Origin of the sequence: Ferruginivarius sediminum (assembly GCF_003344765.1) — a bacterium.
Taxonomy (GTDB): domain Bacteria; phylum Pseudomonadota; class Alphaproteobacteria; order Kiloniellales; family Rhodovibrionaceae; genus Ferruginivarius; species Ferruginivarius sediminum.
On sequence record NZ_QPMH01000002.1, the window covers coordinates 320528 to 339896 of the forward strand.

20 protein-coding genes are annotated in these 19369 nt (G+C 66.5%); 15 read left to right on the forward strand and 5 right to left on the reverse strand.

Going from position 1 to position 19369, the window contains the following annotated elements; genetic code table 11:
- Positions 1-34: 34 nt before the first annotated feature.
- Entirely contained in the window at positions 35-1063 is a 1029-nt protein-coding gene (locus DRB17_RS03455) for an aspartate-semialdehyde dehydrogenase (RefSeq protein ID WP_114580766.1), read from the forward strand.
- A 72-nt stretch (positions 1064-1135) separates the two neighbouring features.
- Here the strand turns inward: DRB17_RS03455 and DRB17_RS03460 are convergent, their stop codons facing one another.
- From DRB17_RS03460 to pdxY, 3 genes are all read right to left on the reverse strand, one after another.
- On the reverse strand, positions 1136-1540 hold the full coding sequence (locus DRB17_RS03460; protein ID WP_161958683.1) for an SRPBCC family protein: 405 nt from the start codon (positions 1538-1540) through the stop codon (positions 1136-1138).
- Positions 1541-1654: 114 nt separating this feature from the next.
- Complete coding sequence (locus DRB17_RS03465; RefSeq protein WP_114580768.1) at positions 1655-1867, reverse strand: hypothetical protein; 213 nt, start codon at positions 1865-1867, stop codon at positions 1655-1657.
- 72 nt (positions 1868-1939) lie between these two features.
- Entirely contained in the window at positions 1940-2785 is an 846-nt protein-coding gene (gene pdxY, locus DRB17_RS03470; protein ID WP_114580769.1) for a pyridoxal kinase PdxY, read from the reverse strand.
- A 92-nt stretch (positions 2786-2877) separates the two neighbouring features.
- On the opposite strand from pdxY, the gene DRB17_RS03475 reads away from it, so the two are divergent.
- The 4 genes from DRB17_RS03475 (at position 2878) to DRB17_RS03490 (ending at position 7433) form a co-directional block, all read left to right on the forward strand.
- Entirely contained in the window at positions 2878-3774 is an 897-nt protein-coding gene (locus DRB17_RS03475; RefSeq protein WP_114580855.1) for an HpcH/HpaI aldolase/citrate lyase family protein, read from the forward strand.
- A 285-nt stretch (positions 3775-4059) separates the two neighbouring features.
- The gene (locus DRB17_RS03480; protein WP_114580770.1) at positions 4060-5115 is read left to right on the forward strand and encodes a MaoC family dehydratase; all 1056 of its coding nucleotides are present in this window, start codon (positions 4060-4062) and stop codon (positions 5113-5115) included.
- A gap of 54 nt (positions 5116-5169) precedes the next feature.
- Positions 5170-5967 carry a 16S rRNA (uracil(1498)-N(3))-methyltransferase gene (locus tag DRB17_RS03485; RefSeq protein WP_114580771.1) on the forward strand — a complete coding sequence of 266 codons (798 nt, stop codon included), beginning with the start codon at positions 5170-5172 and terminating at the stop codon, positions 5965-5967.
- 89 nt (positions 5968-6056) lie between these two features.
- Complete coding sequence (locus tag DRB17_RS03490) at positions 6057-7433, forward strand: glutamate--cysteine ligase (RefSeq protein WP_114580772.1); 1377 nt, start codon at positions 6057-6059, stop codon at positions 7431-7433.
- A 333-nt stretch (positions 7434-7766) separates the two neighbouring features.
- Here the strand turns inward: DRB17_RS03490 and tldD are convergent, their stop codons facing one another.
- Positions 7767-9200: a metalloprotease TldD gene (gene tldD / locus DRB17_RS03495; RefSeq protein WP_114580773.1), complete on the reverse strand. Its 1434-nt coding sequence runs from the start codon at positions 9198-9200 to the stop codon at positions 7767-7769.
- Between the two features lie 133 nt (positions 9201-9333).
- On the opposite strand from tldD, the gene DRB17_RS03500 reads away from it, so the two are divergent.
- The 10 genes from DRB17_RS03500 to DRB17_RS03540 all read left to right on the forward strand — a co-directional run bounded on the left by DRB17_RS03500 (position 9334) and on the right by DRB17_RS03540 (position 18858).
- Positions 9334-10671: a DUF3422 family protein gene (locus tag DRB17_RS03500; protein WP_114580774.1), complete on the forward strand. Its 1338-nt coding sequence runs from the start codon at positions 9334-9336 to the stop codon at positions 10669-10671.
- Positions 10672-11009: 338 nt separating this feature from the next.
- Complete coding sequence (coxB, locus tag DRB17_RS03505; RefSeq protein ID WP_114580775.1) at positions 11010-11912, forward strand: cytochrome c oxidase subunit II; 903 nt, start codon at positions 11010-11012, stop codon at positions 11910-11912.
- Positions 11913-11933: 21 nt separating this feature from the next.
- Positions 11934-13547, forward strand: a complete 1614-nt coding sequence (gene ctaD, locus DRB17_RS03510; RefSeq protein ID WP_114580776.1) for a cytochrome c oxidase subunit I — start codon at positions 11934-11936, stop codon at positions 13545-13547.
- A 159-nt stretch (positions 13548-13706) separates the two neighbouring features.
- Complete coding sequence (cyoE, locus tag DRB17_RS03515) at positions 13707-14588, forward strand: heme o synthase (protein WP_114580856.1); 882 nt, start codon at positions 13707-13709, stop codon at positions 14586-14588.
- The gene (locus tag DRB17_RS20405) at positions 14585-14755 is read left to right on the forward strand and encodes a hypothetical protein (protein WP_153242352.1); all 171 of its coding nucleotides are present in this window, start codon (positions 14585-14587) and stop codon (positions 14753-14755) included. The genes cyoE and DRB17_RS20405 overlap by 4 nt, the downstream gene beginning before the upstream one ends.
- 3 nt (positions 14756-14758) lie before the next feature.
- Entirely contained in the window at positions 14759-15373 is a 615-nt protein-coding gene (locus DRB17_RS03520) for a cytochrome c oxidase assembly protein (protein ID WP_114580777.1), read from the forward strand.
- A gap of 56 nt (positions 15374-15429) precedes the next feature.
- The gene (locus DRB17_RS03525; protein ID WP_114580778.1) at positions 15430-16227 is read left to right on the forward strand and encodes a cytochrome c oxidase subunit 3; all 798 of its coding nucleotides are present in this window, start codon (positions 15430-15432) and stop codon (positions 16225-16227) included.
- Positions 16228-16236: 9 nt separating this feature from the next.
- Positions 16237-16629 carry a DUF983 domain-containing protein gene (locus tag DRB17_RS03530; RefSeq protein WP_114580779.1) on the forward strand — a complete coding sequence of 131 codons (393 nt, stop codon included), beginning with the start codon at positions 16237-16239 and terminating at the stop codon, positions 16627-16629.
- Entirely contained in the window at positions 16613-17365 is a 753-nt protein-coding gene (locus DRB17_RS03535; RefSeq protein WP_114580780.1) for an SURF1 family protein, read from the forward strand. The genes DRB17_RS03530 and DRB17_RS03535 overlap by 17 nt, the downstream gene beginning before the upstream one ends.
- Positions 17362-18858: a carboxypeptidase M32 gene (locus DRB17_RS03540; protein WP_114580781.1), complete on the forward strand. Its 1497-nt coding sequence runs from the start codon at positions 17362-17364 to the stop codon at positions 18856-18858. Before DRB17_RS03535 ends, DRB17_RS03540 begins: the two co-directional genes overlap by 4 nt.
- A gap of 12 nt (positions 18859-18870) precedes the next feature.
- On the opposite strand, the gene DRB17_RS03545 is transcribed toward DRB17_RS03540, so the two are convergent.
- Positions 18871-19365, reverse strand: a complete 495-nt coding sequence (locus DRB17_RS03545; RefSeq protein ID WP_147274790.1) for a response regulator — start codon at positions 19363-19365, stop codon at positions 18871-18873.
- Positions 19366-19369 lie beyond the last annotated feature (4 nt).

A 19369-nucleotide genomic window follows, 5' to 3' on the forward strand; every position in this document is an offset into this window, starting at 1 on the left:
CAATTTACGTCAATCGAAACCGAAAGAATTTCCGATGGGTTACAAGGTTGCAGTCGTCGGTGCCACCGGCAATGTCGGGCGTGAGCTGCTGAACACGCTGGCCGAGCGCGAATTCCCCGCCGACGAGGTGGTGGCGCTGGCCTCGGAGCGCTCCGCCGGCAAGCGGGTCTCCTTTGGCGAGGATCGGGAACTCCAGGTCCAGGATCTCTCCACCTACGACTTCAAGGGCGTCGATATCGTGCTGTCGTCGCCGGGCGCGTCGGTGGCGAAGGCCTTCGCGCCGAAGGCCGCCGAAGCGGGCGCGGTGGTGATCGACAACACCTCCCACTTCCGGATGGAGCCGGATGTTCCGCTGATCGTGCCGGAGGTGAACCCGCAGGCAATCGGCGGCTATACCAAGCGCAACATCATCGCGAACCCGAACTGCTCGACCATCCAGATGGTGATGGCGCTGAAGCCGCTTCACGAGATCGCGCCGATCAAGCGCGTCGTCGTCGCCACCTACCAGTCCGTCTCCGGCTCGGGCAAGGAGGCGATGGACGAGCTGTTTAACCAGACCCGCGGCATCTTCATGAACGAGCCGGCGCGCCCGCAGCAGTTTACGAAGCAGATCGCTTTCAATGCCATTCCCCACATCGACAAGTTCATGGAGGACGGGTCGACCAAGGAGGAATGGAAGATGGTGAACGAGACCCGGAAGATCCTCGATCCGGATATCCGGGTGTCCGCCACCTGCGTGCGCGTGCCCATATTCATCGGCCACGGCGAGGCCGTTAACGTCGAATTCGAAAGCGCCATCGAGGAAGAGCAGGCGCGCGAGGCGTTGCGCAGCTTCCCCGGCATCACCGTCGTGGACCACCGCGAGGACGGCGGCTATGTCACGCCGGTGGAGAGCGCCGGGGACGACGATGTCTTCGTCAGCCGTCTGCGCAATGATCCGACGGTCGAACACGGCCTGTCGTTCTGGGTCGTTTCCGACAACCTGCGCAAGGGGGCGGCGCTGAACACCGTGCAGATCGCCGAGCGGCTGGTGGAAGGCTATCTCGCCAAGCAGCCGGCCTGATCGACGAGCGGGAATCGGCCGGTGCCGGGACTCTCAACGCCCGGCGCCGACGTTCGCTCCCGGCTGGCGATTTTAGCTCAAGAGCTTGCCAAGATTATCGAACCCGGCCTGATAGATGCCTTCGATGGCACTTCGCGCCGCCATGGGGTCGCCCACGGGCTCGAAGCGGCTGCTCCAGGTCACCGTGCTGCCCCCGTTCTTGCCACCCTCGACGCGGATCGTGCTTTCGTATCCCTCGACCGGCAGCGGGCCGGCGTCGATGATCCGGTAGGTATAGGAATGGCCGGCCTCGTCGCTGTCGACCAGTTCCTCGACCAACTCGGTCCCGCCCGCCAGATGCAGGCGGCGCGTCTTGCCCTCGACCTCGCTCGATTGCACCGCGGGGTGCCAGGTGTGCAGCGCGTCGAAGGCGCCCACCTTCTTCCAGACCTCGTCCGGCGACGCCGGCAGTGCGGTGCTCATCGAGACTTCGATCATGGCCGGAGCCCTCCCTGTTGTTTGGCGCCGAAATGGTGGTATCCGCAGACTATAGCATGCCGGGCGAAAACGCATAGTCGCCGGGGCGCGTCTCCCCGGCGCGCATCCGGTGGTTCAGCGGCGCCGGCGCCCGCGTGCGCGCTGGCGGCGGTGACGCAGGTAGCCGATCGAGAGCACGAGCGCGATGGCGCCGGCCGTCAAAGGGAAGACCAGCAGGATCATCGGCAGGGCGGTCACCAGAACCACGATTGCGCCGACCGCGCCCGCCGTCACGGCCAGCACGAAGGCGGTTCCCAGCGCGTATCCGACGAAGTCCCTGACGTTCATCCAGCGGCTCTCGTGACTGACATCGTCGCGCCAGCAATAAGCTCCGAAGCGGGCCGCGTGAAGGCGGCGGTTCTAAAGCGCCTGTGCCCGAAAGCGTCGCGGCGGCGCGGCCAGCGCATCCTGCGCGCACACGAGATCGAGTTCGCGGCGGCCCGATGCCTGCGTGGCCTCCAGCACGGCATGGATCGCGTTGGCGCTGTCGGCCAGCGCGTCGGGCAGGGGGCTGCCGCGCAGCAAGTGGGCCGTGAACAGCCCCGCCATCGCGTCCCCGGCACCGTTGGGCGGAACCGGGAAGTCCAGGCGGGGCACCTGCAGCGACCAGGCGTCCTCGTCGGTGACGGCCAGGGTCAGCAGGGTATCCGTGCCCAGCGGCAGCGATGTTACCAGCACGATGCGCGGTCCCCTGGCGATGATGCTGCGCGCGGCACTCACCGCATCCTCGATACCTGCCACGTCGCGGCCCGTCAGGTGGCCAAGCTCGAAGGCGTTGGGCGTGACGACGTCGGCGCGCGGCACAGCCTCTTCGGCAAAGAAGGCCGCCACTTCGGGTGCGACGTAGAGGCCCGGTCCGCTGTCGCCGATAATGGGGTCGACGACGGCGACGGCCTCGGGGTTGGCCCGCCGCACCGCCGCGATCGCGGCCAGCATTTCGTCTCCCTGTTGCGCCGCGCCGATGTAGCCAGTCAAAATACCCCGGCAGCCATTGAAAGAGCCGCGCGTCTGCAAGCCGGCCATCAGCGCGCGCAGTTCGCATGGCGGCACCACGCGCCCGGTGCACCCGCCATAGCCCGGATGGTTCGAATATATGACGGTATCCACCTGCCAAGCCTCGATACCCAGGCGGCGCAGGCAGAATGCGGCCGCGTCATTGCCGACGTAGCCGAACGCAACATGCGAATTGAGACAGATCACGGGCATGATGCTAGAGGGTTTGTCACTGTGCAGAACGCTTCTATCGTCATGGCCGATCCGCGAAAGGCATACAATCGCAATTTAGGATGGGGAACGACATGACGGATCCGTTGAACGCGCGGCCGCGCCGCAGCGTGCTTTACATGCCGGGATCGAACACCCGTGCGCTCGAAAAGGGGAAGACGATCCCCGCCGACGCGCTGATCCTCGACCTGGAGGACGCGGTCGCTCCAGACGCGAAGGCGGAGGCGCGCAAGAACGTCGTGGAGGCGGTCAAGGCCGGCGGTTACGGCAAACGCGAGCTTGCGGTGCGTGTCAATCCGCTGGACAGCGAATGGGGGCAGGCCGACGTCGAGGCCGCCGCAACCTGCGGGGCGGATGCGATCCTGCTGCCCAAGGTGGAGAGCGCGGCGATGGTGCGCGACCTGGAAGCGCGGATGGCGCGGCACGGCGCCCCGGACGGCATGGCGATCTGGGTGATGATGGAAACCCCGCTCGGTATCCTGCATGCGGAGGGGATCGCCGCTTCCAGCGACCGCCTTGCGGTCCTGGTGATGGGCACCAGCGATCTGGTGAAGGACCTTCAGGCCCAGCACACGCCGGAGCGACTGCCGGTGCTGACCTCGCTCAGCCTTTGCGTGCTGGCCGCGCGGGCCCATGGCCGGGCGGTCGTCGACGGCGTCCACCTCGATCTGCAGGACATGGAGGGCTTCGAGGCGGCGTGCCGGCAGGGGCTGGAACTCGGCATGGACGGCAAGACGCTGATCCATCCCAAGACCGTCGAGCCGGCGAACCGCATCTTCGCGCCCAGCGAGGACGAGGTGGGCCGCGCCCGCCGCATTATCGAGGCGCACGCGGAGGCGGAACGCCGCGGCGAGGGTGTTGTCGTGCTGGACGGCCAGCTTATCGAGAACCTGCACGTGCTGAACGCCAGGCGAATCGTCGCGCTGCACGAGGCCATCCAGGCGCGCGAATCCGACAGCGGAGCGGACTGACCGGCGGAAACGGCCCGGTGTCCGGCGTGGCGGCCGACCGGCGTGGACGTTTGCTTGCATCTCATACCCCCCGATAGCCTTTGGGGGCTCCCCAGCGGCTTGCCGGACTGCTAATGGTTCCTGGCCTCTGCCGTCTGGAAGCATAATAACAGCGGACGCGCAAGCATCGGCGCGTCCGCGGGCATACGCATTCGCGTGCGGCGCGAACCTGTCGCCTGGATACCAGGCGGCAATATCGCGGGCGGCATGGCGCCTGGGTTGGGTCGAAACGAGCGAGCGGGACGTATGACGAAACAGATCGCCGGAAACTACTTCGAGGATTTCGCGCTGGGTCAGGAGATCCGGCATGCCACGCCCCGGACAGTGACCGCGGGTGACGCGGCGCTGTACATGGCGCTCTATGGCTCGCGCTTCGCCATGCAGTCCTCGGACGAGGCCGCGCGGCATCTTGGCTATGCCCGTGCGCCAATGGACGACATGCTGGCCTTTCACGTTGTCTTCGGCAAGACCGTGCCGGATATCTCGCTGAACGCCATCGCCAACCTGGGTTATGCCGGCGGCGTCTTCGCGCGGCCGGTCTATCCGGGCGACACGCTGTCCACGGTCTCGACGGTGATCGGCCTGCGCGAGAACTCCAACCGCAAGACCGGGACGGTCTACGTCCGCTCCGTCGGCACGAACCAGGACGGCAAGACGGTGCTGGACTACGTGCGCTGGGCCATGGTGCGCAAGCGCGATCCCGAGAGCCCGGCGCCCGAACCGCATGTGCCCGACCTGCCGGAAGCGGTCGCGCCGGCGGACCTGGGCCTGCCGCCGGGCGTGGATTTCTCCGCCTACGACACGCAGCTTTCCGGCCAGCCGCATCTGTTCCAGGACTACGAGGTGGGCGAGCGTATCGACCACGTCGACGGATTCACCATCGAAGAGGCCGAGCACCAGATGGCGACGCGCCTCTACCAGAACACGGCGCGGGTCCATTTCAACCAGCATGTGGAAAAGGAGGGCCGCTTCGGCCGGCGCATCGTCTACGGCGGGCACATCATCTCCATCGCGCGCGCGCTGTCTTTCAACGGTTTGGGCAACGCCATCGCCGTGGCGGCGATCAACGGCGGGCGCCACATCAATCCGAGCTTTGCCGGTGACACGATCTATGCCTGGTCGGAAGTCCTCGGCAAGCACGAGATTCCGGGGCGGCGCGACGTCGGCGCGCTGCGCCTGCGCACCGTCGCGACGAAGGACCGGGCGTGCGCCGACTTCCCGCTGGAAGGGCCGGACGGCAAGGTGGATCCGGCGGTCGTGCTCGACCTCGACTACACCGTGCTGATGCCGTGCCGGGTCTAGGGCACGCCGGGCCGATGCGTCGGGCCGGGCATCGCTGACGCCAGGGAGGGGCAGTTGAGCCGGACGGGTACCGCCACGCGCCTTTTCGTGGAGGAGGATCTGGCCGCCGGCCGTGTCCTGGGGCTGGACCATGCCCGCGCCCATTTCCTGCGCTCTGTCCTGCGCCTCGGACGCGGGGCGCAACTGGCGCTCTTCAACGGCCGCGACGGGGAGTGGCTGGCCAGGGTCGAGGGGCTGGGCAAGGGCTGGGCCTCGCTGGAGGTGCTCTCGCAATCCAGGCCGCAGCAGGGCGAACCGGACCTCTGGCTGGTGTTCGCGCCGATCAAGCGCGCCCGCCTCGATTTCATGATCGAGAAAGCGACGGAGTTGGGCGTGTCGGTGCTGCAGCCGATCTTCACCCAGCACACCGACGTTAGCCGCGTGAACACCGACCGGCTTGCCGCGAATGCGCGCGAGGCGGCTGAGCAGTGCGAACGGCTGAGCGTGCCCGAGGTGCACGAGCCGAAGCAGTTCCGCGACCTACTGGACGGGTGGCCGGCGGAGCGCCGTCTGCTGCTGTGCGCCGAGTCCGGCGAGGCGCGGCCCATCGCCGGGGCCCTGGCGGACATCTCGGCGGGGTTTGTCGGGCAGGAAAAAGACCAAGCGGTCTCAGGGCCTTGGGCTGTTATGACGGGGCCGGAGGGCGGGTTCCACGCTTCCGAACTTGACGCCCTAGCGAAACTTCCCTTTGTTACGCCCGTCGGTTTGGGGCCGCGCGTGCTTCGCGCCGACACCGCCGCGCTGGCGGCTCTCGCCTGCTGGCAGGCCTGGCTTGGCGACGGTCGCGCGCGACCGCCGTTTCGTGCCGATTGACGCCGGGACGCCCCGGCCCCCCGCTCTGGAGCATCGCGTCACCCGCTTTCCCACCGGTCATCGAAACCATTCTGACGGGACCGAGTCGTATGTCTGCACCGCCGACCGAGAAGGGCGCTCCCATCGCCGGAAAGAACGAACTGATCGAGTACCTCGAATCCGGGTGCCGTCCGCCGGACGAATGGCGCATCGGAACCGAGCACGAGAAGTTCGTCTTCACCACCGACGACCTGAAGCCCCTGCCGTACGAGGGGGAAGGCGAGCGTCCCGGCATTCGGGACATCCTGGAAGGCCTGGCGGCCCTGGGCTGGGAACCGGTTCTGGAGAACGGCAACCCGATCGCGCTGAAGCACGACGGCTGCAATATCACGCTGGAGCCGGGCGGGCAGCTTGAGCTGTCGGGCGCGCCGGTGCGCAACCTGCACGAGACCTGCAACGAGGTGAACCAGCATCTGGCCCAGGCAAAGCAGGTGGCCGAGCCGCTGGGCGTGGGCATGCTGGGCATGGGCTTCGCGCCGGACTGGCGGCGCGAGGATGTCCCGTGGATGCCGAAGGGCCGCTATGACGTGATGCGCCGCTACATGCCGCGCGTCGGCTCGCTGGGTATCGACATGATGGTGCGAACCTGCACGGTGCAGGTGAACCTCGATTTCAAGAGCGAAGCCGACATGGTGAAGAAGTTCCGTGTCGGCCTGGCGCTCCAGCCCGTGGCGACGGCGCTGTTCGCGAACTCGCCCTTCACCGAGGGGCGGCCGAACGGCTTCGTATCCTACCGCAGCCACATCTGGACGGACACCGACCCCGACCGCACCGGCATGATGCCCTTCGTGTTCGACGAGGGCTTCGGGTTCGAGCGCTACGTCGAGCATGTGCTGGACGTGCCGATGTACTTCGTCTACCGCGACGGCAAGTACATCGACGCAAGCGGCCAGTCGTTCCGGGATTTCCTCGACGGAAAGCTGCCGGCCCTGCCCGGTGAGCGGCCGTACATGAGCGACTGGTCGGACCACCTGACGACGCTGTTCCCGGAAGTGCGTCTCAAGAAGTTCCTGGAGATGCGCGGCGCCGACGGCGGGCCGTGGAACATCCTGTGCGCGCTGCCGGCGCTGTGGGTCGGGCTGCTGTATTCGAGCGAGGCGCTGGACGCCGCCTGGGACCTCGTCAAGGACTGGACCCATGCCGACCGGCAGGCGCTGCGCGACGTGGTGCCGCGCCAGGGGCTGCGCGCGCCGTTCCGGGACGGTACCGTCCGCGACCTTGCCAAGCGCGTGCTGGAGATCGCCGACCACGGCCTGCGCCGGCGCGACACGATGGATGGCAGCTATGGCCAGGACGAGCGGCAGTTCCTGACGGCGCTGCGTCAGATCGTCGAGACCGGCGAAACTCCGGCCGACGAGAAACTGCGCCGGTTCCACGAGGAGTGGGGCGAGAAGACGGCGCCGCTCTACAAGCATTACATTTACTAGCCGTTCCCATCGCGGCGATGCGATTCCGGCCCGGCGGCGCCACCGCGTTGCCGGGCTTCTTCGTTGAGGCGCCGGAGCCAAGACGGTGGGCCTGTCGCGCAAAGAAGGACCGCGGCGCTGGCGCCGCGGTCAAGGTGACAAGGGAACTCACGGAGAGGAGGGAGGCCTGTCCAGCCTTCTGAAGACCGGACTCTACGCTTAGGGGCTTAAGGTCCCTTTAAGCGTCTGGCTTAATGACAAGTGAATCACTACTAGGAGTATAACGCAATAGTTATTTCAACTTTTAGGTGTATTCACCTGAGCGCCGTCGGGCGTGGTGGATGGCAGCGGCGCTCAGGCCGCCGTGCCGCCCACCGTGATCTCGTCCACCTTCAGCGTCGGCTGGCCGACGCCGACGGGCACGCCCTGGCCTTCCTTGCCGCAGGTGCCGATGCCGGTATCGAGTTCCATGTCGTTGCCGACCATCGAGACTTTCGTCAGCACGTCGGGGCCGTTGCCGATCAGCGTTGCGCCCTTGACCGGCGCGCCCACCTTGCCGTCCTCGATCATGTAGGCCTCGGTGCAGGAGAACACGAACTTGCCCGAGGTGATGTCCACCTGTCCGCCGCCGAAGCTGACGGCATAGAGCCCGCGCTTCACCGATGAGACGATCTCGCCCGGATCCTTGTCGCCGTTCATCATGACGGTGTTGGTCATGCGCGGCATCGGTATGTGGGCATAGCTCTCCCGCCGCCCGTTTCCGGTGGGCTGTACCCCCATCAGCCGCGCGTTCTGCCTGTCCTGCATATAGCCGACCAGCTTGCCGTCCTCGATCAGCACGGTGCGCTGGCTGGGCGTGCCCTCGTCGTCCACGGTGAGCGATCCGCGGCGGTCCTGGATAGTGCCGTCGTCCACCACGGTGACGCCGGGCGCGGCCACCCGCTCGCCCAGCAGCCCCGCGAAGGCAGAGGTCTTCTTGCGGTTGAAATCGCCCTCCAGGCCATGACCGATGGCCTCGTGCAGCAGGATGCCGGGCCAGCCGGGGCCAAGCACCACCGGCATGCCGCCGGCCGGCGCGTCGATAGATTCCAGGTTCACCAGCGCCTGGCGCAGCGCGTCGTCCACCGCCGCCTGCCAGGTCTCCGGCTGCAGGTACAGGTCATAGCCGGTGCGCCCGCCGCAGCCGTGATTGCCGCTTTCCATCCGGTCGCCCTCGCCGCAGACGACGTGGACGTTGAGCCGGACCAGCGGGCGGATGTCGGCGACGGTATGGCCGTCCGGGCGCAGGATGCGCACCGCCTGCCACGATCCCGACAGCGAGGCGCTGACCTGCTTGACGCGCGGGTCCTTGGCGCGGGCATAGGCGTCGATGTCGGACAGCAGCTTCACCTTGCGCTCGAACGGTACGGCCGAGAGCGGATTGTCGTCGCTGTAGAGCAGGCGGTTGGTGCCGATCGGCGCCTCTGCCATGGTCCCGCTGCGCCCGGCGTGGACGGCGCGCACGGTCTCTCCGGCGCGCTTGATCGCGTCCTCCGACAACTCGGTGGAATGGGCATAGCCGGCGGCCTCGCCCGAAACCGAGCGCAGGCCGAAGCCCTGGCTGGTGTCGTAGCTGGCGCTCTTCACCCGCCCGTCGTCGAAGGCGACAGCCTCCGACTGCCGGTACTCCAGGAACAGCTCGCCGTCGTCGGCGCCCTGCAGCGTGCCGTCCACCAAGCGCTGGACGCGGTCCCGGTCCAGGCCGGCACGTTCGAAGAACAAGCTGTCGGTTGCGGAAATGCTCGACATACGGCCTCCTGTGGCGATGCGTCGCGAGCGCTTGGCCAGCTTCGGCGCGCCCGCTACAACGTGCGTGTCATTGCGCTGCCCCATGATATGGGGCCGGATGCACCGCACGTCAGCGCCGTAAGGAGTGGCAGGGATGAACGAGGCCAGGCAAGCGAAAAGCGACGGGGCGGAGACGGCGGCGCTCCCCGGCGAGCATCCTCTGCGCCGCCGGCTCAGCGACGAGGTGCATGCACGCCCCTTCGCCCTGCTAAGCGCGCCGGAGCGGGCAAGCCATCTTGCGCTTCTGACCGGCGAGGGCACCGACGCCGACCGCCGGCATCTGGAAGCGCTGTGTACCCGCTATGGGGTTGAGGCGCCGGAACCGCACGCGAACCACGTGCTGCTGGACTTCGGCGAGTTCCGCCTGAAGTGGGAGCGGCACACCGAGTTCTGCACCTACACCTTCTTCCGTGGTGGACCGCTGCCCGAGGGAGACCCCTTCGGCGAATCGGCGCTGGACCTCGTGCCGCGCGACTGGCTCGGCGAAATGCCGGGCGAGCTTCTGGCAGCGGCCAACCTGGTGCTGGAGCCGCGCGACGCGCCGCACCGCGCGCTCGACATGGTGCCGGAGATACTGGGATCCGGCAACTTCGCCGCCGCGCAGGTTTCCGGCGGCGCGGCGGTCGCCTTCATGGACTTTGCCATCGACGAGGCCGGCTTCTGCCGCATCTTCGTGCGCGACCGCTGGTTGAAACCCCGGCAGGCTGGCCGGCTGGTGCAGCGGCTGTTGGAAATCGAGACCTATCGCATGCTGGCGTTGCTGGCCTTCCCGGTGGCGCGGAGCGAGGGGGCGTCGCTGACCCGACTTGGCGAGCGCCTGAGCGAGATCACCCAGACGATGACGGAAATCGGTGCGCTGGAGGACGAGCGGCGTCTCTTGGAAGAGATCACGACGCTTTCCGCCGAGACCGAGAAGATCGCCGCCCAGACGCAGTACCGCTTCTCCGCCGCCCGCGCGTACCACGCCCTGGTGCAGCGGCGAATCGAGGAACTGCGTGAGGAACGCGTCGAAGGCTACCAGACCTTCACCGAGTTCGTGGATCGCCGCCTGACCCCGGCGATGCGCACCTGCGAGGCTGTGCGCGATCGCCTGGACACGCTTTCCCGCCGCGTCACCCGCGCTGGCCAGCTTTTGCGCACGCGGGTGGACATCCAGGTCGAGGGCCAGAACCGCGACCTGCTGGCCTCGATGGACCGCCGCGCACGGCTCCAGCTTCGCTTGCAGGAAACGGTCGAGGGGCTGTCGGTGGCGGCGATCACCTACTATGCCGTTGGCTTGGTCGGCTACGCCGCGAAGGCGCTGAAGGACGTCGGCGTCGATCTGCCCGTCGACATCGTGACGGGCGCCGCCATTCCCGTCGTCGCCGGCACGGTCTGGTACGCCATCCGCCGCGTCCGCCGCATGATCGAGAAGCACGCCGCGGCGGAATAGGGGCGGCGTCTGTGGGCCTGGAAACGCGCCCCTTGCGCGAAATGACCCACGTCAATCGGCTTTGCGACATAAGGTCGCAAGGGGCCGTCAGGTTATAAGCCGTCTGTTAGATTAGCGAGCGCTGGATGACGGTGCGGAACCGTGGCGAGGCCGGAGGAACGCGATGGCTCGGACTTGTGCGCTCCCGGCGCTTCGTCTAGGTTCTGCCGCACGCTCGAGACGCGGGGTTGAAGCGGCCTGGCGACGAGCCGGGACAATCCGCCAGCCGGACCCGGTGCAGCGCGCCGCGACGTCATTCGGGCACAACGTCACGACAGCGACGAACGACGGATCGAGGAATGACGATGCTGAAGGGGATCGCCGGTCAACTCGGCCTTGGACGATTTGCCGCACTTGCCGGCATGCTCGCGGTGGGCCTGACGCTTCTTACCGACCCGGCCCTGGCCGCGGACACCGGCAAGCCGGAACCGTGGCAGATGGGTCTGCAGGCACCTGCCTCGCCGGTGATGGAGCAGGTTCAGGCCTTCCATAACCTGCTTCTGGTGATCATCACGGCAATCGTGATTTTCGTCCTGGGGCTGCTGCTGTTCGTCTGCTTCCGTTTCAACGAGAAGGCGAACCCCAACCCGTCGAAGACGACGCACAACACGCTGATCGAAATCGTCTGGACGGCGGTGCCGGTGATCATCCTTGTCGTGATCGCCATCCCGTCCTTCAAGCTGCTGTACTACGAGGACGTGGTGGTCGATTCCGAGATGACCATCAAGGCCATCGGCCGGCAGTGGTACTGGAGCTATGAATACCCCGACCACGGCGGGTTCCAGTTCGACTCCTTCCTGATCCCGGACGACCAGATTGACCCGTCGAAGGGCCAGATCCGGCAGCTTTCCACCGATACCCAGGTGGTGCTGCCGGTGGATACCAACGTGCGCATCCTGGTAACCGCCAGCGACGTCCTGCACTCCTTCGCCCTGCCGGCCTTCGGCATCAAGACCGACGCCATTCCCGGCCAGTTGAACGAGACCTGGGTGCGCATCAACGAGCCGGGTACCTACTACGGTCAGTGCTCCGAGCTTTGCGGCGTGGGGCACGCCGACATGCCGATCATGGTCAAGGCCGTTCCGAAGGACGAGTTCAGCGACTGGATCGAGACCAAGCAGGCAGAGTTCGGGATCGATCAGCCGGACGAGCGCAGGCTCGCCAAGGCCGACAAGGCCGACAAGGCCGACAAGGCCGAGTAAGCGGGAGAGAGGGTTCACACGATGGCCGAAGCCAAGCACGCAGCCGCGGGTCACGAGCATCACGACCATAAGCCGGGCTTCTTCACCCGCTGGTTCTGCTCGACCAACCACAAGGACATCGGCACGCTTTATCTGATTTTCGCGATCATCGCGGGCATCATCGGCGGCGCCTTCTCGCTCATTATGCGCCTGGAACTGGCGGAACCGGGTGTGCAGTACCTGCTGCAGGCCGGTCAGCCGGACGGGCAGACGTGGAACGTCATCATCACCGCGCACGGCCTGATCATGATCTTCTTCATGGTGATGCCGGCGCTGATCGGCGGCTTCGGCAACTGGTTCGTGCCGCTGATGATCGGCGCGCCGGACATGGCCTTCCCGCGGATGAACAACATCTCGTTCTGGCTGCTGGTGCCGTCGTTCCTGCTGCTGCTGAGCTCGGCCTTCGTCGGGACGGGTGCCGGCACCGGCTGGACCATCTACCCGCCGCTCTCAAGCTCGCTGGGGCATGCGGGACCGTCGGTCGACATGGTGATCTTCTCGCTTCACCTGGCGGGCGCGTCGTCGATCCTGGGCGCCATCAACTTCATCACCACGATCTTCAACATGCGCGCGCCCGGCATGACGTTGCACAAGATGCCGCTGTTCGTGTGGTCGGTGCTTGTGACGGCGTTCCTGTTGCTGCTGGCGCTGCCGGTGCTGGGCGGTGGCATCACCATGCTGCTGACCGACCGCAACTTCGGCACGACCTTCTTCGAGGCCGCTGGCGGCGGCGACCCGGTGCTGTTCCAGCATCTGTTCTGGTTCTTCGGCCACCCCGAGGTCTACATCATGATCCTGCCGGCCTTCGGGATCATCAGCCATATTGTCTCCACCTTCTCCCGCAAGCCGGTGTTCGGCTACCTGGGTATGGCCTACGCGATGGTGGCGATCGGCTTCATCGGCTTCATCGTGTGGGCGCACCACATGTTCACCGTCGGCATGGACGTGGATACGAAGGCGTACTTCACGGCCGCGACAATGGTGATCGCCGTGCCCACGGGCGTGAAGATCTTCTCCTGGATCGCGACGATGTGGGGCGGCTCCATCCGCTTCACCACGCCGATGCTGTGGGCGCTGGGCTTCATCTTCTTGTTCACCGTGGGCGGCGTCACCGGCGTGGTGCTGGCGAACGCCGGCATGGACACCGTGCTGCACGATACCTACTACGTTGTCGCGCACTTCCACTACGTGCTGTCGCTGGGGGCGGTGTTCGGCCTCTTCGCCGCCTTCTACTACTGGATCGGCAAGATGAGCGGCCGGCAGTATCCGGAGTGGGCGGGCAAGCTGCACTTCTGGGTCACCTTCGTCGGCGTGAACTTGATCTTTTTCCCGCAGCACTTCCTCGGCCTGGCCGGCATGCCGCGGCGCTACATCGACTATCCGGATGCCTTCGCGGGCTGGAACTACGTGTCGTCGATCGGTGCCTACATCACCATGGCCGCGACCGTCTTCTTCCTCGGCGTCGCGCTCTACACGCTGCTGGCCGGACGGAAGGCGGAAGCCAACCCGTGGGGCGAGGGTGCCACGACGCTGGAGTGGACGGTGTCGTCGCCGCCGCCGTTCCACACCTTCGAGGAGCTGCCGCGCATCAAGTAGCACGGCGGCCCTGGCAAAGCTGAATCATGGCGAACGCCCGGACCGCACCGACGGTCCGGGCGCGTTACCCGGAAAAGTGAGAGTGACGTGACGGATACGACGGTCGACCTGAGCAATGGACAGCGGACGGACGCCGCGGCGGATGTGGCGGGCGCCACGATGCTGGCTGGCGCACAGGTCTGCGATTTCGTCCAGTTGCTGAAGCCGCGGGTCATGACGCTTGTCGTGTTCACGGGTTTTGCCGGGATGCTGGCGGCGCCGGGGCATCTGCATCCCTTCCTGGCGGCCGTGGCGGTGCTGTGCATCGCCGTCGGGGCCGGGGCGGCGGGCGCCATCAACATGTGGTACGACCGCGACATTGACGCGGTGATGCGCCGTACGGCGGGACGGCCGATTCCCTCGGGCCGCGTCGCGCCGGAAGAGGCGCTGGGCTTTGGCGTGGTACTAAGTCTGTTCTCCGTCATGCTGATGGGGCTGGCGGTGAACTGGACCGCGGCGGCGCTTCTGGCACTGGCGAACGGATTCTACGTTTTCGTCTACACGGCCTGGCTGAAGCGGCGGACGCCGCAGAACATCGTGATCGGCGGCGCGGCGGGCGCGTTCCCGCCGATGATCGGCTGGGCGGCCGTGACCGGCGGCGTCAGTGTCGAGTCGCTTGTCCTGTTCGCGCTGATCTTCTTCTGGACGCCGCCGCATTTCTGGGCGCTTTCGCTCTATACCGACGGGGATTACGGTCGCGCAGGCATCCCGATGCTGCCTGTCGTCGCCGGCCGGCGCGCGACAAAGCGGCAGATGCTGCTCTACACGTTGGTGCTTCTGCCGATCGCGCCGGCGCCGTTTCTCCTTGGGTTTGCGGGTCCGCTCTATGCGGCGGTGGCCGCCGTGCTCGGCCTGCTGTTCGTGGTGGCGGCGGTGCGCGTGCTGCGCGACGAGGATGAACGCCAGCGCGCCGCGCGACAGATGTTCGGCTATTCGATCCTGTACCTGTTCCTGGTCTTTGCCATGCTGATCGTGGACGGCGCGGCGGGGGCACTGGTGTGAGCGCGATGTCGAACAACGACGAATTCCCTGACGTCGAGTGGACCAAGGAGAAGCGCGAGGCGTTCCGCCGTAAGCGCCGCGGCAAGAATCTCGCGCTGATGGCGCTGCTGTTCGCCTTCGTCGTGCTGGTCTACATCGTGGCGATCGTCCGCATGGGGGGCGGTTAAGCCATGGCGGGCGGAGCCAACCGGAAGAATGCGCGCGTCGCGATGCTGCTGAGCGTCGTGCTGGTCGGCATGATCGGTCTCAGCTTTGCCGCCGTGCCGCTCTATCGCCTGTTCTGTCAGGTGACCGGCTATGGCGGCACGACGCAGGTGGCGGACGTCGAGCCCGAGGCGGCGAGCGAACGGATGATGACGATCCGCTTCAACGCGGACATTTCGCCGGACCTGCCCTGGCGCTTCCAGCCGAAGCAGCGCAGCATCGAGGTGCGGGTGGGCGAGCCGACGGTTGCGTACTACGAGGCGGAGAACAACTCCCAGGGCTTTACGGCGGGAACCGCGGCATTCAACGTGACGCCGCTGAAGGCGGGCGTGTATTTCAACAAGGTCGCGTGCTTCTGCTTCACCGAACAGGCGCTGGCGGCCGGCGAAAGCGCCGACATGCCGGTGAGTTTTTTCGTCGATCCGGCGATCGAGGACGACCCGTCGCTGGATGACGTCGACACCATCACGCTGTCTTACACATTCTTTCCCGACCCCGATGCCAAGGCGCCGGCGGCCGGGATGGATCAGACCGCCGCGGCGGAGCCGGTTTCCACGGCCCGCCCGGCTTCGCTAGATTGAGCGCCGCCCAAGGCGGGGCGTACGAGAGGCTAGACGGAACGGGCAAGGGGACGACGATGGCCCAAGCGCATGAGAAGAAACATCCTTATCATCTGGTGGATCCCAGCCCCTGGCCGCTGATCGGGTCCTTGTCCGGCGGCGTGCTGGCGACGGGTATCGTGCTGTTCATGCACGAAGTCACGGCGTTGGTGATGTTCCTCGGCATCGCCATGGTGCTGGGGACGATGGCCGGCTGGTGGCGCGAGGTGGTACGTGAGGCCACCTTCCAGGGGCATCATACGCCGGTGGTGCAGCTCGGCCTGCGCTACGGCATGATCCTGTTCATCGCCTCGGAGGTGATGTTCTTTGCCGCCTTCTTCTGGGCCTATTTCAACGGCGCGCTGTTCCCGACGGACGAAATTGGCGGCGTGTGGCCGCCGCCGTCGATCGAGACCTTCGATCCCTTCGACATTCCATTCCTCAACACGCTGATCCTGCTGCTCTCCGGCTGTACCGTGACCTGGGCGCACCATGCTCTGCGCGAGGGCGAGCGGAAGGGCATGCTGCAAGGGCTGGCGCTGACGGTTCTGCTGGGCGTCATCTTCAGTTCGCTGCAGGCCTACGAGTACTCGCACGCCGCCTTCGGCTTCGGCGAGAATATCTACACCTCGGTGTTCTATATGGCGACCGGTTTCCACGGCGCGCACGTCATCATCGGCACACTCTTCCTGGCCGTCTGCTGGTTCCGAGCCTATGCCGGCCACTTCACGCCGGACCACCACTTCGGTTTTGAGGCGGCAGCCTGGTACTGGCACTTCGTGGACGTGGTCTGGCTGTTCCTGTTCTCCTGTGTCTATTGGTGGGGGAGCGCCTAAACGGCAGGCATGTCCTGGGAGGATACGCACCCTCACGTCTCGCCGCTCTACGCGGGCCTGCACTGCAGATGCCCGCGTTGCGGCGAGGGCCCTCTATACGACGGCCTTCTGCAGGTGGCAGAGCGCTGCAAGGTTTGCGACCTCGACCTTCAAAAGGCCGACAGCGGCGACGGTCCGGCCGTCTTCATCATCCTGATCCTCGGCGCGGTTGTCGTTCTGTTCGCGCTGCTGCTGGAATCGTGGGTCGAACCGCCGATCTGGGTGCACCTCGCGATCTGGCCGGTTGTGATCATCGCGGGTGCGGTCGCGATGCTGCGCCCGGCCAAAGCCCTCCTGATCGCCTTGCAGTTCAAGAACAAGGCCGAAGACACCGGTTCCCTGGATCATGACGAGCCGCAATAAGCGGCGTTTCCGCCCGACCCTGTGGGCAACCCTGGCCGTAGTGCCGATGCTGGCCGTGTTGATCGGGCTGGGCGTTTGGCAGCTTCAGCGCCTGGAGTGGAAGAACGACCTGATCGAGGAAATGCGCGGCCGGATGGAGGCGGCGCCGATCGAACTGCCGCAGCCTATAGAAGAGCCCGAGGCGCTGCAGTTCTATCGTGTCGAGCTTACCGGGCGCTTCCTCAACGACGGGGAGCTTTACCGCGTGGCACAGCCGCTGCGGAATACCCGTGGGCTGTACGTGATCACGCCGATGCGCCTTGAGGATGGCCGCGAAGTCTTGGTGAATCGCGGCTGGGTGCCGCTGGACAAGCGCGAGCCCGCCGCACGCCCCGATAGCCTGACATCCGGCACGGTCACGGTCGAAGGCGTGATCCGCCTGGGCGGCTGGCAGGGCATGGAATGGCTTCGCCCGGCCAACGACCCGCAAGCCAATGAATGGTTGTGGATGGATCTCGACCGTATGGCGCGCGAGGCCGGACTCGAAAACCCCGTCACGAATGTCTATGTCGATCTGGCGGCGGAGCAGACGCCCGGCGCCTATCCCGTCGGCGGACAGACCCGCGTCAACCTGCGCAACGACCATCTGAACTACGCGCTGACCTGGTTCGCCCTGGCGCTGGGGCTTGTGGCGATTTACGTGCTATTCCACTGGCGGCCGGTCGATGACCGCGACACAACACGAGACAGCGGATGAGTGAAGCCTACAAGACCCTCGAACAACGCTTCGCCCGCCTCTACGCCCTGCGCGAAGCGGCGGGAATGCTCCACTGGGACTCGGCGGTGCTGATGCCAAGTGGCGGGGCCGAGGCGCGCAGCGAGCATCTGGCTGCGCTGGAAGTGACCTGCCACGAGATGCTGACCGACCCGCGGCTGGCGGAGCTGTTCGCGACGGCCGCGGACGATGCGGCGGAGCTTGACGACTGGCAGCAGGCGAACCTGCGCGAGATGCGCCGCGAATGGCTGCACGCGACCGCCGTACCGTCGCGTCTTGTCGAGGCCATGAGCCGGGCCACGCGAAGCTGCGAGATGGTTTGGCGCGAGGCGCGGCCAGCCTCGGATTTCGCACGCGTGAAGCCTTATCTGGCGGACGTGCTGGCGCTGGTGCGCGAAGAGGGGCAGGCGAAGGGGGACGCGCTTGGCGTCGCGCCCTACGACGCCTTGCTGGACCAGTACGAGCCTGACGGCCAGTCCGCCCGCATCGACGTCATTTTTGAGGATATCGCCGCTTTCCTGCCCGGCTTCCTGCAAGAGGTGCTGGACCGGCAGGCGCAAGAGCCGGCACCGGCCGTGCCGGCTGGGCCGTTCCCGCAGGCGAGCCAGATCGCGCTGGCCGAACGGCTGATGCAGGGGGTGGGCTTCGATTTCAACTACGGCCGCCTCGATGTCTCGCTGCATCCCTTCTGCGGCGGCGTCGCCGACGACGTGCGCATCACCACGCGCTACGACGAGAGCGACTTCACTTCGGCCATCATGGGCGTGCTGCACGAGACCGGCCATGCGCTCTACGAGCGGGGCCTGCCAGCCGCGTGGCGGCGCCAGCCCGTGGGCGAGGCGCGGGGCATGGGCCTGCACGAGAGCCAGTCGCTGCTGATCGAGATGCAGGCGTGCCGCAGTCCAGAGTTCATCGGCCACTTGGCGCCCATCGCGCGGGATGCCTTCGGCGGCGAGGGCGCGGCCTGGAGCCCGGGGAACCTGCGACGCCTCTACACGCACGTGGAACCGGGCCACATCCGCGTCGACGCCGACGAAGTCACCTATCCCGCCCACGTCATCCTGCGTTACCGGCTGGAGAAGGCGCTGGTGGCCGGGGACATGGAATTGGACGACCTGCCGGCGGCCTGGAACGAGGGCATGCGGAATCTTCTCGGCATTCAGCCGCCGGACGACCGGCTGGGCTGCCTGCAAGATATCCACTGGTACGATGGCGGATGGGGCTATTTCCCGACCTATACGCTTGGCGCGATGGCCGCCGCGCAGTTGTTCGACGCCGCACGGCGCGCGGTCCCCGGGATACCGGAGGCGCTGGCACGCGGCGACTTCAAGCCGCTGCTCGGCTGGCTACGGGAGAACGTGCACGGCCACGGCTCGCGCTTCTCGACCGACGAGGTGCTGGAACACGCCACGGGCAAGCCGCTGGACCCGGAGGTCTTCAAGGCGCATCTGCGTCAGCGATACCTACCCAACTGACGGCTGTCGGGTTCAACCGTCGGTGCCTGAGGGGCTGGCGGTTTCCGGCTCCCTGACTTCCTCCACGAGCTGCGGCGACTCGCCGCTGCGCAGGGCGGCAAGGATCGACTCCCGCCGGCGCAGCATTTCTGAGTCGCGGCCCCGCCGGCACCAGTAGCGTACCCGCTCGACGACGCCCTTCGTGCCGTTGCACTTGAGCACGTAATCGTCGCCGCCCGCCTCGAAAGCCGACCTGACGATTTCCGCACCGTCGAAGTTGGTAAGGAACACCACGGGGACGTGGTGCAGGTTGGCCTTGCGGATGCGCCGGCAGACCTCCAGCCCGTCGAGGCCGGGCATCCTTATGTCCAGAAGCACGACCGTCGGCACAACGGAGTACAGGTAGCTCAATGCCTCGCCCCCGTTACGCGCGCTGAACACGGTATGACCGTCGTGACGCAGCAGATCGCAATGCAGCTTACGGATCCTGGCGTCGTCCTCGACGACCATGATCAGCCCCTTGGTCATGGCC

Bases quoted from the DNA above. Each gene is read 5' to 3' on its own strand.
- DRB17_RS03455 (WP_114580766.1), top strand. From the start codon at position 35: ATGGGTTACAAGGTTGCAGTCGTCGGTGCCACCGGCAATGTCGGGCGT.
- DRB17_RS03460 (WP_161958683.1), bottom strand. From the start codon at position 1,540: ATGATCGAAGTCTCGATGAGCACCGCACTGCCGGCGTCGCCGGACGAG.
- DRB17_RS03465 (WP_114580768.1), bottom strand. From the start codon at position 1,867: ATGAACGTCAGGGACTTCGTCGGATACGCGCTGGGAACCGCCTTCGTG.
- pdxY (WP_114580769.1), bottom strand. From the start codon at position 2,785: ATGCCCGTGATCTGTCTCAATTCGCATGTTGCGTTCGGCTACGTCGGC.
- DRB17_RS03475 (WP_114580855.1), top strand. From the start codon at position 2,878: ATGACGGATCCGTTGAACGCGCGGCCGCGCCGCAGCGTGCTTTACATG.
- DRB17_RS03480 (WP_114580770.1), top strand. From the start codon at position 4,060: ATGACGAAACAGATCGCCGGAAACTACTTCGAGGATTTCGCGCTGGGT.
- DRB17_RS03490 (WP_114580772.1), top strand. From the start codon at position 6,057: ATGTCTGCACCGCCGACCGAGAAGGGCGCTCCCATCGCCGGAAAGAAC.
- tldD (WP_114580773.1), bottom strand. From the start codon at position 9,200: ATGTCGAGCATTTCCGCAACCGACAGCTTGTTCTTCGAACGTGCCGGC.
- DRB17_RS03500 (WP_114580774.1), top strand. From the start codon at position 9,334: ATGAACGAGGCCAGGCAAGCGAAAAGCGACGGGGCGGAGACGGCGGCG.
- coxB (WP_114580775.1), top strand. From the start codon at position 11,010: ATGACGATGCTGAAGGGGATCGCCGGTCAACTCGGCCTTGGACGATTT.
- ctaD (WP_114580776.1), top strand. From the start codon at position 11,934: ATGGCCGAAGCCAAGCACGCAGCCGCGGGTCACGAGCATCACGACCAT.
- cyoE (WP_114580856.1), top strand. From the start codon at position 13,707: ATGCTGGCTGGCGCACAGGTCTGCGATTTCGTCCAGTTGCTGAAGCCG.
- DRB17_RS03520 (WP_114580777.1), top strand. From the start codon at position 14,759: ATGGCGGGCGGAGCCAACCGGAAGAATGCGCGCGTCGCGATGCTGCTG.
- DRB17_RS03525 (WP_114580778.1), top strand. From the start codon at position 15,430: ATGGCCCAAGCGCATGAGAAGAAACATCCTTATCATCTGGTGGATCCC.
- DRB17_RS03530 (WP_114580779.1), top strand. From the start codon at position 16,237: ATGTCCTGGGAGGATACGCACCCTCACGTCTCGCCGCTCTACGCGGGC.
- DRB17_RS03535 (WP_114580780.1), top strand. From the start codon at position 16,613: ATGACGAGCCGCAATAAGCGGCGTTTCCGCCCGACCCTGTGGGCAACC.
- DRB17_RS03540 (WP_114580781.1), top strand. From the start codon at position 17,362: ATGAGTGAAGCCTACAAGACCCTCGAACAACGCTTCGCCCGCCTCTAC.
- DRB17_RS03545 (WP_147274790.1), bottom strand. From the start codon at position 19,365: ATGACCAAGGGGCTGATCATGGTCGTCGAGGACGACGCCAGGATCCGT.